This is a genomic window from Mesorhizobium sp. M4B.F.Ca.ET.058.02.1.1 (genome assembly GCF_003952505.1).
In the GTDB taxonomy this organism is placed as follows: Bacteria; Pseudomonadota; Alphaproteobacteria; order Rhizobiales; family Rhizobiaceae; genus Mesorhizobium.
This window is the reverse complement of sequence record NZ_CP034450.1, coordinates 1,088,455-1,102,431: the sequence shown is the minus strand read 5'-3', so window position 1 is coordinate 1,102,431 and position 13,977 is coordinate 1,088,455. Positions and strand designations below refer to the sequence as shown.

General features: G+C 65.6%; 15 protein-coding genes and 1 pseudogene. 10 read left to right on the top strand and 6 right to left on the bottom strand.

What is annotated here, in order from left to right; genetic code table 11:
* Window positions 1-112: 112 nt before the first annotated feature.
* Entirely contained in the window at window positions 113-886 is a 774-nt protein-coding gene (locus EJ073_RS05575; RefSeq protein WP_126054832.1) for an HpcH/HpaI aldolase/citrate lyase family protein, read from the top strand.
* Between the two features lie 21 nt (window positions 887-907).
* Here the strand turns inward: EJ073_RS05575 and EJ073_RS05570 are convergent, their stop codons facing one another.
* Window positions 908-1,465 carry an alpha/beta hydrolase gene (locus EJ073_RS05570; RefSeq protein WP_126059084.1) on the bottom strand — a complete coding sequence of 186 codons (558 nt, stop codon included), beginning with the start codon at window positions 1,463-1,465 and terminating at the stop codon, window positions 908-910.
* 241 nt (window positions 1,466-1,706) lie between these two features.
* Between EJ073_RS05570 and EJ073_RS05565 the strand changes: the two genes are divergently transcribed.
* The gene (locus tag EJ073_RS05565; protein ID WP_126054831.1) at window positions 1,707-2,519 is read left to right on the top strand and encodes a VOC family protein; all 813 of its coding nucleotides are present in this window, start codon (window positions 1,707-1,709) and stop codon (window positions 2,517-2,519) included.
* A 198-nt stretch (window positions 2,520-2,717) separates the two neighbouring features.
* Here EJ073_RS05565 and purB read toward each other — a convergent pair whose 3' ends face one another.
* From purB to EJ073_RS05550, 3 genes are all read right to left on the bottom strand, one after another.
* The gene (gene purB / locus EJ073_RS05560) at window positions 2,718-4,025 is read right to left on the bottom strand and encodes an adenylosuccinate lyase (protein WP_126054830.1); all 1,308 of its coding nucleotides are present in this window, start codon (window positions 4,023-4,025) and stop codon (window positions 2,718-2,720) included.
* 60 nt (window positions 4,026-4,085) lie between these two features.
* Window positions 4,086-4,499: a hypothetical protein gene (locus EJ073_RS05555; protein ID WP_126054829.1), complete on the bottom strand. Its 414-nt coding sequence runs from the start codon at window positions 4,497-4,499 to the stop codon at window positions 4,086-4,088.
* A 106-nt stretch (window positions 4,500-4,605) separates the two neighbouring features.
* Entirely contained in the window at window positions 4,606-5,331 is a 726-nt protein-coding gene (locus EJ073_RS05550; RefSeq protein WP_126054828.1) for a DUF2259 domain-containing protein, read from the bottom strand.
* A gap of 132 nt (window positions 5,332-5,463) precedes the next feature.
* Here EJ073_RS05550 and EJ073_RS05545 point away from each other — a divergent pair, with 132 nt between their 5' ends.
* Window positions 5,464-5,718 (top strand): DUF2171 domain-containing protein, encoded by a 255-nt coding sequence (locus tag EJ073_RS05545; RefSeq protein ID WP_126054827.1) that lies wholly within the window; start codon window positions 5,464-5,466, stop codon window positions 5,716-5,718.
* Window positions 5,719-5,733: 15 nt separating this feature from the next.
* On the opposite strand, the gene EJ073_RS05540 is transcribed toward EJ073_RS05545, so the two are convergent.
* Window positions 5,734-6,753 (bottom strand): P1 family peptidase, encoded by a 1,020-nt coding sequence (locus EJ073_RS05540; RefSeq protein ID WP_126054826.1) that lies wholly within the window; start codon window positions 6,751-6,753, stop codon window positions 5,734-5,736.
* Window positions 6,753-7,825 (bottom strand): annotated as a pseudogene (locus EJ073_RS05535) (branched-chain amino acid ABC transporter substrate-binding protein). The gene EJ073_RS05540 and the pseudogene EJ073_RS05535 overlap by 1 nt, the downstream one beginning before the upstream one ends.
* Before the next feature lie 174 nt (window positions 7,826-7,999).
* Between EJ073_RS05535 and EJ073_RS05530 the strand changes: the two are divergent.
* The 7 genes from EJ073_RS05530 to EJ073_RS05500 all read left to right on the top strand — a co-directional run bounded on the left by EJ073_RS05530 (window position 8,000) and on the right by EJ073_RS05500 (window position 13,945).
* Complete coding sequence (locus EJ073_RS05530; RefSeq protein WP_126054825.1) at window positions 8,000-8,494, top strand: flavin reductase; 495 nt, start codon at window positions 8,000-8,002, stop codon at window positions 8,492-8,494.
* 31 nt (window positions 8,495-8,525) lie between these two features.
* A complete protein-coding gene (locus EJ073_RS05525) occupies window positions 8,526-9,455 on the top strand; it encodes a MoxR family ATPase (RefSeq protein ID WP_126054824.1) in 930 nt (309 codons plus the stop codon).
* Between the two features lie 4 nt (window positions 9,456-9,459).
* Complete coding sequence (locus EJ073_RS05520; RefSeq protein ID WP_126054823.1) at window positions 9,460-10,710, top strand: VWA domain-containing protein; 1,251 nt, start codon at window positions 9,460-9,462, stop codon at window positions 10,708-10,710.
* A gap of 69 nt (window positions 10,711-10,779) precedes the next feature.
* On the top strand, window positions 10,780-11,175 hold the full coding sequence (locus tag EJ073_RS05515; RefSeq protein WP_126054822.1) for a RidA family protein: 396 nt from the start codon (window positions 10,780-10,782) through the stop codon (window positions 11,173-11,175).
* A 54-nt stretch (window positions 11,176-11,229) separates the two neighbouring features.
* Window positions 11,230-11,568 carry an XdhC family protein gene (locus tag EJ073_RS05510; protein ID WP_040593291.1) on the top strand — a complete coding sequence of 113 codons (339 nt, stop codon included), beginning with the start codon at window positions 11,230-11,232 and terminating at the stop codon, window positions 11,566-11,568.
* A gap of 65 nt (window positions 11,569-11,633) precedes the next feature.
* On the top strand, window positions 11,634-12,338 hold the full coding sequence (locus EJ073_RS05505) for an XdhC family protein (protein ID WP_126054821.1): 705 nt from the start codon (window positions 11,634-11,636) through the stop codon (window positions 12,336-12,338).
* Entirely contained in the window at window positions 12,335-13,945 is a 1,611-nt protein-coding gene (locus EJ073_RS05500) for a molybdopterin-binding/glycosyltransferase family 2 protein (protein WP_126054820.1), read from the top strand. The genes EJ073_RS05505 and EJ073_RS05500 overlap by 4 nt, the downstream gene beginning before the upstream one ends.
* The last annotated feature ends 32 nt before the right edge of the window (window positions 13,946-13,977 follow it).

Genomic DNA, 13,977 nt, shown 5'->3' with positions numbered 1-13,977 from the left:
GGCATCATGCTCTAACTGGACCAATCGACCGCCCGGCCAAGCCGGGCGGTTTTTCTTTGCCTTTGCCGCGGTTTCCGGCTGAAACTGCGGATTGTTAACAAGGAAAGTTCAAATGTCGCTCAAGTCCCGCCTGGCTGCTGACGAAACACTGTTCACCGCATGGTCCGGAGTGCCGGATGCGCTGACGGTCGAGATCATCGCCAAGCAGGGTTTTGACGCCGTCACCCTCGATATGCAGCATGGCGGCCATCACGAGGACAGCGTGCTGCGCGGCCTGGTGCCAGTCCTGGCCGCCAACAAGCCGGCGCTGGTGCGCATTCCGGTCGGCCGCTTCGACATGGCGAGCCGCGCGCTCGATTTCGGCGCAGAGGCGGTGATCGCTCCGATGGTCAATTCGGTCGCCGACGCCAGGCTGTTCGCCGCCGCCATGAAATACCCGCCCGTGGGCGAGCGCTCCTGGGGCCCGACCTACGCCTTTCCGCGCCACGGCAAGGGCGACCACGCCGAATGGCTGCGCGACACCAACCAGCGCACCATGGCGTTTGCGATGGTCGAGACGCGCGCGGCGTTCGAGGCGCTGGACGGCATTCTCGACACACCCGGCATCGACGGCATCTTTGTCGGCCCCTCGGATTTCTCGATTGCCTGGTCGAATGGCACCACCGTCAATTCGACGCTGGAAAGCATGATGGAGACGGTTGCCTCGATCGCCGAGCGCACGCGCAAGGCCGGCAAGCATGCCGCGATCTATGTCATCGAGCCGGCTGTCGCCGGCCGTGTCGTGGCGATGGGCTACCGGCTGCTCGCCATGGGCTCGGACCACACGCTGATTTCGCTGGGCGCCAAGACGCTGCTGGAGAGCATGCGCGATTCCATCGGGTCCTGAGCGCCACCGGGCGGCTGCGCCTCAGGGTTCCCTCAATTCCGTCAGGAACTTGGCAAAGGTCATCGAGCCCTCGGGCCACGGCCCGAAGCCGGAATCCGCATTAAGGTGACCGGCATCGCCGGCATCGATGAACAGCGAGCCCCAGGCGCCGGCAATGTCTTCCGCGACGTCGAAGGCGCAGAACGGGTCGTTGCGGCTGGCGATCACGATCGAGGGAAAGGGCAGCGGCTCGCGCGAATAGGGTCCGAAGGTCATCAGGTGCCGCGGCCTGATCTCCGGATTGGCGACGTCGGGCGGCGCCACGAAGAAGGCGCCGGCCACCGGCCTTTGGAACTTCGGAATGGCCTGCACCGCCGCCGCCACGCCGAGCGAGTGGGCGACGAGCACCACCGGCCGCTCGGCCTCGTTGACGGCCCTGGCCACATTCGCGGTCCAGTCCTCGCGCACCGGCTTCGACCATTCGGCCTGCTCGACCCGGCGCGCCGTCGACAGTTTCGATTGCCAGCGGGTCTGCCAGTGTTCGGGGCCGGAATTGGTGTAGCCCGGCACGATGAGGATATCTGCGTCCTTGACTTTCATGGCGCGCATGTAGCGAGCGCCGCCCTTTCGCGCAACCGTGCCGAACGACGTTCACCATCAATTCAGTGAACACCATGTTCGCTCCTTGCTCTCTTGTGTGAACGATCGCGATCGACGATCTGTCGCGAGGACAACATAGTCGTGAAGGGCCGGGATTTTGGGGCTGACACGACGTAGGATGATCGGCGGCGCGTAGCTTCTGGCTTTGGGAGTTTCGTCGAGCGCCCGAACGGAGACGATGATGAGTGAACTGCCTTTTGCCGCGACCACGCCGGTCAGCGTGTCGCGCGTCGGCCTGAGGGCGCGCGATGCCGAAAGCCTCGCCGGCTATTACCGCGCCGTTGTCGGTCTGCAGGAACTGAGCCGCGCCGATGGCGTGATCACGCTCGGCGCCGCCAACCGGCCCCTGCTGGTCATCGAGCCCGACGCCGCGGCAAAGCCCGACGATCCGCGCAGCGCCGGCCTGTTCCACACCGCCTTCCTGCTGCCCAGCCGTGCCGATCTCGGCCGCTGGATCAATCATGCCGCCGCCAACAGGATCGCCATCGAGGGCGCGTCGGACCATCTGGTCAGCGAGGCCCTCTATATGACCGATCCCGAGGGCAACGGCATCGAAATCTATTCTGATCGCCGTCCGCAGGACTGGAAGTGGATCGGCGACAAGATCGCCATGGCGACCGAGCGTCTGAACCTTCCGGCTGTCGTCGCCTGTGTGCCGGCCGATGACGCCGGCTGGCAGGGCGCGCCGGAAAACACCATCGTCGGCCACGTCCATCTGCGCGTCGGCCGGCCGGAGGACGCTGAGGCCTTTTGGCATGACCAGTTCGGCTTCGACACGGTGGCGAGATATGGCGGCCAGGCGGTGTTCCTGTCGTCGGGTGGCTACCACCACCACATTGGCGCCAATGCCTGGCGCAGCGCCGGCGCCGGCCGCCGCGATCCGGCACGTTCGGGCCTAGCGTGGGTCGAAATGCGCTCGGACAATGTGACCGGCGAGACGACCCGCGAGGATCCGTGGGGCACGGTGATCAGGACGGTGCCGGGCAAGGCTTGATTGGATGTCGGCACGGCTCTTTTTCTCCCCGTCACTATACGGGGAGAAATGCCCGGCAGGGCAATGAGGGGCAGCGCCAGTTTTGCGAGTTTGTCTCCCCCGGACCTGGACGTGGCGAGTACAGTCATCGCCGAAGTCGGCGCCGCCCCTCATCCGCCCTTCGGGCACCTTCTCCGCGTGAACGGGGAGAAGGAAAGGTTAGGCCTCCCCAAACACCCGCTTGAAGATCGTGTCGACATGCTTGGTGTGGTAGCCGAGGTCGAATTTCTCACGGATTTCGGCTTCCGGCAATGCCGCCGTCACTTCCTTGTCGGCAAGAAGTTCATCAAGGAAATCAGCGCCTTGTTCCCATACCTTCATGGCGTTGCGTTGCACCAGCCGGTAGGCGTCCTCGCGTGACACGCCGGCCTGCGTCAGCGCGAGAAGCATGCGCTGCGAATGCACAAGGCCGCGGAACTTGTTCATGTTCTTGAGCATGTTGTCGGGATAGACGAGCAGCTTGTCGACGACGCCGGTGAGCCGCGACAACGCGAAATCCAGCGTCACGGTGGCGTCCGGTCCGATCATGCGTTCCACCGAGGAGTGAGAGATATCGCGCTCGTGCCAGAGCGCCACGTTCTCCATCGCCGGCATGGCGAAGGAGCGCACCATGCGGGCAAGGCCGGTGAGGTTTTCGGTCAGCACCGGATTGCGCTTGTGCGGCATCGCCGACGAGCCCTTCTGCCCCGGCGAGAAATACTCTTCCGCTTCCAGCACCTCAGTGCGCTGCAGGTGGCGGATTTCGATCGCCAGCCGCTCCACCGACGAGGCGATGACGCCGAGCGTGGCGAAAAACATGGCGTGGCGGTCGCGCGGGATCACCTGCGTCGAGACCGGCTCCGGCTTCAGCCCGAGCTTCTTCGCCACATGCTCTTCGACATAGGGCTCGATGTTGGCGAAGGTGCCGACCGCGCCCGAGATGGCGCAGGTCGCGATGTCTTCCCGCGCGTGCACCAGCCGCTCGCGGCAGCGCGAGAACTCGGCATAGGCCTGCGCCAGCTTGACGCCGAACGTGGTCGGCTCGGCATGGATGCCGTGGCTGCGGCCAATGGTGACGGTGTCCTTGTGTTCGAAGGCGCGGCGCTTGAGCGCCGCGAGCAGCGCGTCGATGTCGGCGAGCAAGATGTCGCTGGCGCGGGTGAACTGCACGGCAAGGCAGGTGTCGAGCACGTCGGACGAGGTCATGCCCTGATGGATAAAACGGGCATCAGGCCCAACGAATTCGGCGAGATGGGTGAGGAAGGCGATCACGTCATGCTTGGTGACGCGCTCGATCTCGTCGATCCTGTCGACGTCGAATTTCGCGGCGCCGCCTTTTTCCCAGATGGCATTTGCCGCCTCCTTGGGGATGACGCCGAGCTCGGCCAGCGCATCGCAGGCATGCGCCTCGATCTCGAACCAGATGCGGAAACGGGTCTCTGGCGACCAGATGGCGACCATTTCCGGCCGGGAATAGCGAGGGATCATCAATCGGTCCTGACTTCGGGAAGCTTGATGTCCGCCTCCTAACAGAGGCGGACAGAATGCTCAACGCCGCTGCCGCGCAAACCAGATGCTGGCGGCGGCGAGCCCGATGAATCCTGATGGAAAATAGAGCCGGACGCCGAGCACGACGAACTGGTACAGCGCGGTCAGCACCGTGAACACGAATTCGAACGCCCACCGGATCGTGAAGGCCGGCGCATGCCATTCGGCATAGTAGGAGCGGTATTGCAGCGCGAACAGGGCGCCGGTGAAGGCGAGCGTCGCGGCCAGCAGCGCAACGAAAGCGGCAGCGAACGCGACCTCCCAGTGCCGCCCGCGCGATACGAGGCGCGCCAGGAACAGGCCGACCGGGAAGGCGAGCGCGCCACCGGCGGCATAGAGCAGCGTGACGAAGCGGATCTTTGCCGGCGTTGCCCAGTCATAGAGGTGGAGATTGACGAGCGCGCTGGCGCCCATCGTCAGACCCCAGAGCAGGGCGCCGACAAACGCGGTGCGAGCGGGGGCAGGGCGGCCCGGAAATGGTTGCCGTTGCGACCGCGAGCCGTGGGTTGCGAAATCGGTGTCACAGGCGGCCTGTCACGGCGATCCAGCGGAAATCCGGCCCCTCGAAGCCGTATTGCCGAACCGCGATCAGCACGGCATAGGCGCTCAACCCCTGCATCGAGAACGTCTGCACCGCGCCGATCCGGTAGCCGTTCGGACAGCCGCGACTTTTGGGGATCGACTTGTCTTCGTGCAGAAGTTCGGTCTTGCCGCCATCCTTGGCCACAATGCGCAGCAGGCGAAAGCCGTTGATCTCGCCCTGGCTCTGGCAACCTTCGGTGTCGTTCATCGGGATTTCGTCCAAGCGGAACTCGAGCGGATCGTCGACCGGAGAAAAGATCGGGCGCGGATTGACCACCATGCGGAACGGATCGCTGGAAAGCTCGGTCACCGGGCTGAAACCGGCCGTGATGCCGCGACTGGCCGCCAGCTCGGCCTGGCTGACGATGGCCTCGCCTTTCTGGCGGGCCTGCAGCCGCGCCGCATCGAGCGTTGCCGCCTCGTCGTCGAGACGAACCCGGATCGGCGTTCCCTTGAGGAATGAGTCGGTGGCGGTGTCGATGTAATAGCGGCTGGCGTAGGGATATCCGGACCCGTCCTGCACGCCATATTCCTCGAAGGCAAAGACGCCGCCATCCTTGCTGAAGCCAAGGATTTCCAGCTCGGCGACGTCGCCTGCGCCGGCCGTGGCGACGGTGGCGAGCTGCGCGAGCAGCCATGTGCAAATCAGAACGGGAATTCGCATGGACTTGTCGCTCCAGCCGGCAGGATTGGATCATGCCTATCATGTCATGATGAACAGGACGTGCCGTACAGCCGCGATGCATCCAATCTGGCCGTCGATTGTTATTGTCGGCAGCTTCAGCGGAGGATCACCATGACCGACACGAGCAAAATTCGCGGGCATATGGAAGTCGTCGGTGCCGACGGCGTACATGTCGGCACTGTCGAAGAGATCGAGGGGAAGCGGATCAAGCTGACCAAGGCTGACAGCGGTCAGGGCTCCCACAGAGGGCATCACCACTATATTCCCTTGAGCCTGGTAGCCGAGGTTGAGGGCGAGAAAGTTTGGCTGTCGGCCAATTCGGATGTCGCGGTGAGCTTCGAGGAAGAAAAGTCCGATCCCACCTGATCCGCCAGGCCTCAGTCAGCGCGACGACCAGACTGGAAACAGATCGCCCGAAGCCGGCGTCGCGGCGTGGACGCCGCGGCTGATCGCGCGCGCCATGGTGGCGCCGGCGGTAGCGTAGAGATCGATGGCCGCGTCGGCGGTGAGCTCGATGCCGCTCTTGCCGGTCGCCAGTGCGAAGACCAGATCGCCGTCGGCAGGCGTATGCGCCGGCCAGATGGCGCGCGCGAAGCCGTCATGCGCCGAAATCGCCAGTCGCTTGGCGCCGGCCTTGGTCAGAATGGCATCGGTGGCGATGACGGCAATGGTGGTGTTGCCGCCAGCATCCCCCTGGCCGCCGAACTGCTTGTCGCGGTATTTCAACAGGATCTTCCTTGCGTCGGCGGGCATCGGCGAAGGATAGCCGAGACCGCCGAACTCGTCGCCGATCTCGAAGGGTGCTGACCAGAAGTGGCGGGTCCTGCCCACCGTGACGGAGCCGGTTGGGTTGACGGCGGCGAGCGCGCCGATGGTGATTCCGCTTTCGAGCACGGTCGAAGCCGAGCCCAGCCCGCCCTTGAGCCCCGACGTCAATGCGCCGGTGCCGGCGCCGGTCGTGCCCAATGCAAAGTCGGCCTCTGCCGCTTGCGCGGCTTGGTAGCCGAGGTCGCGATAAGGCGGGTAGCGGCCCCAGCCCTTGTCGCCGCCATTGCGCAGGTCGAACAGGATCGCCGCCGGCACGATCGGCACGCGGAAGCCGCCGACCTCGACGCCGATGTTTCTTTCGCGCAGGGCCGCCTGCACGCCCGAGGCGGCGTCGAGGCCGAAGGCCGAGCCGCCCGAAAGCACGATGGCATGGATCTCTTGGACCGAATTCTGTGGCTCCAGAAGGTCGGTCTCACGCGTCCCCGGCGCGCCGCCCAGCACCTGCACGCCCGCCACCGCCGGGTCGTCGCAAAGCAGTGCCGTCACCCCCGACTTCAACCTGGCGTCTGCGGCGTTGCCGACCCTGAGGCCGGCGACATCGGTGATCAGGTTACGCGGGCCGGCGCGGAACATCACTTCGTCTCCAGCGGTACGAAGCGCGTTCCATCGAAGCGGAAGGCGCGGAACGGAGACTGGCTGAGATCGCCCTTGTCGTCGAACCGGATGGGCCCGATCGCAGTCGCGAAGTCACGCCCGGTGAGCGCTTCGGCAAGCGGCTTGCCCGAGCTTTCCGCTTCAGCGGTTGCAGCTTTGGCGATCTCGACCGCGGCATAGGCCGGCAACACGTAGCCTTCCGGTATGACGCTTCTCTCCGCGAAAGCCTGCACCACCTTGGGATCGGCGGCCTCGGCCCATTCGGGCGGAGCGATCATCAGCGTACCCGCGGCATAGGGCACATTGCCGGGGGGCGTACGCAGATTTTCGCCACCGGCGAGAGTGATGCCAGCATTGAGCGAGCCGGCATCGCGACCCATGATGGCGATGTCGTCGCCGTCGCCGCCGGCGAACACCTTGGTTGCCCCGGCCTTTTTCAGCCGGCCGATCAGGCCGATCTGGTTGTCGAGCTGCGGCCGGAATGTGTCGACGAACACCGGTTTCAGCGCCGCCTGCTCGGCGGCCGCCCTGAACGTCTCGGCGATCTCGCGGCCGTAGATCGTGCCGTCATCGACGATGGCGAAGAGTTCGTTCTGCCACAGATGCGTCAGGATCCTGGCAGCGGCATTGCGCTCGTCATCGCCGCGTGGCCCGAGCCGATAGACCGGCCAGCCGGTCTTGGCGCGCCGGTCGGTCAGGCTTTCGGTGCGCACGCCGACAGTGATGACAGGAATGCCAGCCTCTTTCAGGATCGGCAGTGCCGCCTCGATCGCCTCGGTGCAAAGGAAGCCAACCACCACATCGACTTTCGCCGCCGCGAAGTCGCGTGCCGCGGCGACTCCGCCGTCCGCGGTGCAAGCGTCATCGAGCGTCTTGATCTCGGCGCCGTTCGCTTCCGCCGCCAGCCCGGCGCCGGCTTCGACCTGCTTGCCAAGGATCGCCGAAGGGCCGGAGAGGGGGCCGCAACGCCGACGACGAGGTCTTCGGCGCCCGCGTTGCCGGCGAAAGCAATCGAGGCCAGCACCGCCAATATCGTCACCAGGGGTCGCATGTGAGCGAAGCGTTCCTCCCGCGCCGGCGGTAGGTTTGCCGGCACCCGTTTCGCCAAGACCTAAAGGCTGCCCGCCCTCGGCGCAACGCGAATTTCGGGATATGCGTCAAGCACTTCGCTTGTGGCTAGCAATATGCCGCCATATATAACGGTGGGTTCTGAGGAAAATCATCTGTGCTGAAGAAGAACGACATCGGGCCGCAGGCCTATCGCGACGCGATGGCCCATTTTGCCGGCCAGGTCCACGTGGTGACCACCGACGGCCCCGCCGGCAGACGAGGCGCGACCGTTATCGCCGCTTGCTCGGTGTCCGACACGCCGCCGACCGTGCTCGTCTGCCTCAACCGCGAAAATCCCAAGAACGAGCCTTTTGTTGCGAATGGCAGGTTCGCGCTCAACACGCTGGCATCGCATCAGGAGCCGCTGTCAGTCGGCTTTTCCGGCATGACCGGCCTGCCGGTGGAGGAACGGTTTGCGCTGGGCGAATGGGACGTGATCTCGACCGGCGCGCCGACCCTGAAAGGGGCGCTTGCCGTGTTCGATTGCGAGCTGATCGACACCAAGGATCTCGCCACGCACCGTGTGCTTTTTGGCAAGGTGACAGGCCTGCGCATCGGCGATAATTTGCGCCCGCTGATCTATCACGGTCGCGGCTATCGCGCCCTGTAGGTGCCTTGATGGCTGACTCTACGGAGATGGAATGACCGGCTTGAAACCGCGCCCGGCGCCGCGGACGATCGACGAGACGCTCGATCTCCTGACCGGCGCGGACTATGTGGCGGACCGTTCGCTGGCCACCGTGCTGTTTCTCTCATTGCGCATGAAGCGGCCGCTCTTCCTCGAGGGCGAGGCCGGCGTCGGCAAGACCGAGATCGCCAAGGTGCTGGCCGAGGCGCTCGGCCGCCGGCTGATCCGCCTGCAGTGCTATGAGGGGCTCGACGTCTCCTCCGCCGTCTACGAGTGGAACTACGCCGCGCAGATGATCGAGATCCGCATGGAGGAGGCGGCCGGCAAGGTCGTGCGCTCCGACATGGAGCGCAACGTTTTCTCCGAAAAGTACCTGATCCGCCGCCCGGTGCTCGATGCGCTGACCGGCAAGGCGGGCGCTGCCCCGGTATTCCTCATCGACGAGCTCGACCGCACCGACGAGGCCTTCGAGGCCTTCCTGCTCGAAATCCTCTCGGACTTCCAGGTGACGGTGCCGGAGCTCGGCACGATCAAGGCGGAGGAGCCGCCGATCGTCATCATCACCACCAATCGCACGCGCGAAATCCATGACGCGCTGAAACGCCGCTGCCTCTATCACTGGGTCGACTATCCCAATGCAGAGCGTGAGCTGGAGATCGTACGGCGCAAGGTGCCGCAGGCCAACAGCCGGCTTTCGGCCGAGGTTGTGTCCTTCATCCAGAAGCTCCGCCAGATCGAATTGTTCAAGGCGCCGGGCGTCGCCGAAACCATTGACTGGGCCGGCGCATTGACCGAACTCGACAAGGTGGCGCTCGATCCGGAGACAGTTTCCGACACGATCGGCGTGCTGTTGAAATACCAGGACGACATCGCTCGCATCGGCGCGGGCGAGGGCCGGCGCATCCTCGACGAGGTCAAGGCCGAGCTCGCGGCGGCGCAGTAGGCCCATGAAGGCGCCGCGTTCCGATCCCGCAGAGGCCACGGAAGACGGGCGCATCGCCGACAACATCGTCTACTTCGCCCGTACCTTGCGCAAGGCCGGCATGCGGGTCGGGCCGGCTTCGGTCAAGGATGCGATCGAGGCGGTGCTTGCCGCCGGCATCGGCTCGCGCGATGATTTCTACTGGACGCTGCATGCCGTGCTGGTCTCCCGGCACGAGGACCATCCGGTCTTCGACGAGGCCTTCCGGCTGTTCTGGAAATCGCGCGAACTGATCGAGAAAATGCTGGCGATGTTCTCGCCCGTCGCGCTGAATACCAGCGAGAAGCAGAAGCCTCGCGCGGCCGAGACCCGCGTCAGCCAGGCGATGTTCGAGGGCCATCAGAAGAACCAGCCGGCGAGGGAAATCCCCGAGATCGAGGTCGACGCCCGCTTCACCTTTTCCGGCAACGAGGTGCTGCGCGGCAAGGATTTCGCCCAGATGGACGCCGCTGAACTGGCCGAGGCCAAGCACGCGATCGCCGCCTTGCGGCTGCCCTTCGACATGGTCCGCACGCGCCGCTTCAGGGCGGACGCGCAAGGCAGGCGCATCGATCCGCGTGCCATGATGCGGTCGGCCGCGCGCACCGGCGGCACGCTGATCCTGCCGAAATTCCGCTCTGCCCGCGAGGTGCATCCGCCGCTGGTGGTGCTTGCCGACATTTCCGGCTCGATGAGCCAGTACACGCGCATCTTCTTGCATTTCCTGCACGCGCTGACGGAAAAGCGCCGCCGCGTGCATGCCTTCGTCTTCGGCACGCGCCTGACCAATTTGACGCGGCAGATGCGCCATCGCGATCCCGATGCCGCGCTCGCCGAGTGCTCGGCGACTGTGAAGGACTGGTCCGGCGGCACCCGTATCGGCGACACGCTGGCCGAGTTCAACCGCCTGTGGTCGCGGCGCGTGCTGGGGCAGGGGGCTGTGGTGCTGCTGATCACCGACGGGTTGGAGCGCGACGAGATCGCCGGCCTTTCGGAAGAAATGGAGCGGCTGCACAAATCCTGCCGTCGGTTGATCTGGCTGAACCCTCTGCTGCGCTTCGACGGTTTCGAGGCGCGCGCGCGTGGCGTCAAGGCGATGCTGGCGCATGTCGACGAGTTCCGCCCGGTGCACAATCTCGAGGCGTTGGCCGATCTCTGCGCCTCGCTCGACCAGCGGCCGGCCGCTTCCGTCGATCCGCGTCGATGGCTGCCGGCTGGCGACAGGCACGCCGCATAGCCATATGTCTATCCATCGGAAGAACAGGCTCCCAGATAAATTGCGACCACCATACAGGAGACCCGATGAATGACGCTCCAATGCATCAACCCAAAGGACCTGCCAGTTCCGCAGACGTACAGCCAGGTTGTCGTTGCGACAGGCAGCAAGTTGGTTTTCATCTCGGGCCAGGAGCCAGAAGACTTGGATGGCAAGCTGGTTGGCCGTGGTGATCTTGCGACTCAGGCGCGCCAGGTGTTTGCCAATCTCGGCCGCGCACTCGCCGCCGCCGGTGCGGCGCCTGCGCAGGTCGCCAGGATCACGATCTATGTCGTCAACTACAATCGCGATGAATGCTTGCCGATCATCGAAAAGGCTCGGGTAGAGCTGTTCGGAGATCACAAACCAGCCGACGTGGTGCTTGGCGTGGCGAGCCTGTCCCCCGACTATCTGATCGAAGTTGACGCGGTCGCGGTGATTGATTGAGCATAGATTTGCGCGAACTGCCCAGATCATAAACAGACTCCAAGAGAAGCAGTCATGGAAAACAGCATCTATCTCGATGAGGCCCGCGATCCCCTGATCATCGCGGAAGGCTGGATGAAGGATGGCAAGGATGTCGCCATCGCGACCGTGGTCGAGACCTGGGGTTCGGCGCCGCGCCCGGTCGGCAGCCATCTGGTCATCGACGCCGACGGCAATTTCCACGGCTCCGTCTCCGGCGGCTGCGTCGAAGGAGCGGTGGTGACCGAGGCGATCGATGTCATTGGCTCGGGCAAGGCCAGGATGCTGGAGTTCGGCGTTGCCGACGAGACCGCCTGGCAGGTGGGGCTCTCCTGCGGCGGCCGCATCAAGGTGTATGTCGAGCGGCTGGGCTAGAGCATGATCCCGCAAAGTGGGAACCGGTTTGCGGACAAGATCATGCTCCAACAAGAGACTTTTTCATGGACCCGTACGTCCTCAAGACATTGAACGAAGAGCGCCGCGCCCGCCGCGCGGCGATCCTGGTCACCGACCTCGGCGACGGCCGCGACCGCATCGTGCGCGAGGGCGATCCAGTCGCCGGCGAATTGGGCGAGGCGATCGCCAGGGCATTTCGTACCGGCAATTCCGGCTCGGTCGAGGCGGAAGGGCGCACCTTCTTCCTCAATGTGCATCTGCCGCAGCCGCGCCTGGTGGTGATCGGCGCCGTCCATATCAGCCAGGCGCTGGCGCCGATGGCCAGGATCGCCGGCTATCCCGTCGAGATCATCGACCCGCGCACCGCTTTCGCCACGCCGGAGCGCTTTCCCGATGTGGCGCTGCACGCCGAATGGCCGCAGGATGTGCTGGCGCGCCAGCCCCTCGACAGCTACACGGCGCTTGCCGCCGTCACCCACGACCCCAAGATCGACGATTTTGCATTGAAGGCAGCGCTCGACGCCAGGTGTTTCTATGTCGGCGCTCTCGGCAGCAGGAAGACGCACGCCAAGCGCGTGGAACGCCTGCTGGCGCTCGGTGCCAGCGCCGACCAGATCGCCCGCATCCATGCGCCGATCGGCCTCGATATCGGCGCGGCAAGTCCGGCCGAGATCGCCGTCGCGGTGCTGGCGCAGACCATCCACGCCTTCCGTTCGCGCGGCCTCGAAGCAAAAGGCGCCGTGGCGTGAAATTCGGTCCCGTTCCGATCGATGAGGCCGAGGGCGCGGTGCTGGCGCACGCCACAGAGGCCGGAGAGCGGCGCTTTCGCAAGGCGCACAGGCTGAGCGCCGATGACCTGTCGGTGCTGAAAGCGGCCGGCATTTCCGAGGTGGTCGCGGCCGTGCTGGCGCCCGACGATCTCGACGAGGACGCCGCGGCGGAACGGATCGCCGCCGGCATGAGCCATCGCAACGTGGAGGCCAGGCCCGCCGCGACCGGCCGGGTCAATCTCCACGCCAAGGCGGCCGGCGTCTTCACCGTCGACCGCGCGATGATCGACGCCATCAACGCCATCGATCCGACCATCACCATCGCCACGCTGGCGCAGCATGCGCCGGTCGAGAAAGGCCAGGTGGTGGCTACGGTCAAGATCATTCCCTTCGCCGTCGCCGGCAGCCTGGTCGATCGGGCGGCAAGGATCTGCACCGATGGTGAGATCTTTGCAGTCAACGCCTATCGGCCGATGCGGATCGGCGTCATCCAGACGATGCTGCCCGGCGTCAAACCGAGCGTGCTCGACAAGACGCTGCGCATCACCGAAGCGCGCCTGACGCGCTCGGGCAGCCATCTGACCGCCGAGCGCCGCACGCCGCACGAGGTCGCGCCCGTCGCGGAAGCGGCGACCTCGCTCGCCCGCGACAACGACATGGTGGTGATCTTCGGCGCCTCGGCGATGAGCGATTTCGCCGACGTCGTCCCGGCGGCGATCGAACACGCAGGGGGCAGCGTGGTCCGCGCCGGCATGCCCGTCGATCCCGGCAACCTGCTGGTGCTGGGCACGCTTGCCGGCAAACGCATCATCGGCGCGCCTGGCTGCGCCCGCAGCCCCAAGGAGAACGGCTTCGACTGGGTGCTCGACCGGCTGATCGCCGGCCTCGACGTGACGGCTGGCGATATCGCCGGCATGGGCGTCGGCGGGCTGCTGATGGAGATACCGACCCGGCCGCAGCCGCGTGAGCCGGCGACTGCGAGAGCCCGGCCGAAGGTCGAGATCGTGCTTCTGGCGGCGGGGCGCTCCAGCCGCATGGGCGGGCCGAACAAGCTGCTGGCACTGTTCGACGGCAAGCCGCTGGTGCGCCGCGCCGCCGAGAGAGCGCTGGGTTCCAGGGCGGCAAACACAATTGTCGTCACCGGCCATCAAAGAGAGCGGGTGCGCGGCGCGCTTTCCGGCCTCGATGTGATCCTGGCCGACAATCCCGATTTCGCCGACGGCCTGTCCTCGTCTCTCAAGGCGGGCATCGCCAGGGTTTCGGCCGAGGCCGCCGGCGCCATGATCGTCCTTGGCGACATGCCCGGCGTGTCCTCCGCCGATCTCGACCGGCTGATCGAAGCCTTCCGCAGATCCGGCGGCCGCTCGGTGGTGCGTGCCGCCCACGACGGCCGGCGCGGCAACCCGGTCCTGCTGCCTCGTTCGTTGTTTGGGGCCATCGCCCACCTCGAAGGCGACACCGGCGCGCGCCACCTGGTCGAAGCCGGGGGGCTTGATGTCGTCGATGTCGAGATCGGCAAGGCGGCCTCGGTCGATGTCGACACGCGCGAGGCGGTGGAAGGCGCCGGCGGTGTGCTGCAGGATTGACAAAGCGCGGCTGAAAAACGCATGCCTGCGGC

What these genes read in the sequence shown, in the direction of transcription:
- EJ073_RS05575 (WP_126054832.1), top strand. Translation starts at nt 113, where the DNA reads ATGTCGCTCAAGTCCCGCCTGGCTGCTGACGAAACACTGTTCACCGCA.
- EJ073_RS05540 (WP_126054826.1), bottom strand. Translation starts at nt 6,753, where the DNA reads ATGTTCCGCGCCGGCCCGCGTAACCTGATCACCGATGTCGCCGGCCTC.
- EJ073_RS05505 (WP_126054821.1), top strand. Translation starts at nt 11,634, where the DNA reads ATGGACCCGTACGTCCTCAAGACATTGAACGAAGAGCGCCGCGCCCGC.
- EJ073_RS05545 (WP_126054827.1), top strand. Translation starts at nt 5,464, where the DNA reads ATGACCGACACGAGCAAAATTCGCGGGCATATGGAAGTCGTCGGTGCC.
- EJ073_RS05570 (WP_126059084.1), bottom strand. Translation starts at nt 1,465, where the DNA reads ATGAAAGTCAAGGACGCAGATATCCTCATCGTGCCGGGCTACACCAAT.
- EJ073_RS05515 (WP_126054822.1), top strand. Translation starts at nt 10,780, where the DNA reads ATGACGCTCCAATGCATCAACCCAAAGGACCTGCCAGTTCCGCAGACG.
- EJ073_RS05550 (WP_126054828.1), bottom strand. Translation starts at nt 5,331, where the DNA reads ATGCGAATTCCCGTTCTGATTTGCACATGGCTGCTCGCGCAGCTCGCC.
- EJ073_RS05525 (WP_126054824.1), top strand. Translation starts at nt 8,526, where the DNA reads ATGACCGGCTTGAAACCGCGCCCGGCGCCGCGGACGATCGACGAGACG.
- EJ073_RS05555 (WP_126054829.1), bottom strand. Translation starts at nt 4,499, where the DNA reads ATGGGCGCCAGCGCGCTCGTCAATCTCCACCTCTATGACTGGGCAACG.
- EJ073_RS05520 (WP_126054823.1), top strand. Translation starts at nt 9,460, where the DNA reads ATGAAGGCGCCGCGTTCCGATCCCGCAGAGGCCACGGAAGACGGGCGC.
- EJ073_RS05510 (WP_040593291.1), top strand. Translation starts at nt 11,230, where the DNA reads ATGGAAAACAGCATCTATCTCGATGAGGCCCGCGATCCCCTGATCATC.
- purB (WP_126054830.1), bottom strand. Translation starts at nt 4,025, where the DNA reads ATGATCCCTCGCTATTCCCGGCCGGAAATGGTCGCCATCTGGTCGCCA.
- EJ073_RS05565 (WP_126054831.1), top strand. Translation starts at nt 1,707, where the DNA reads ATGAGTGAACTGCCTTTTGCCGCGACCACGCCGGTCAGCGTGTCGCGC.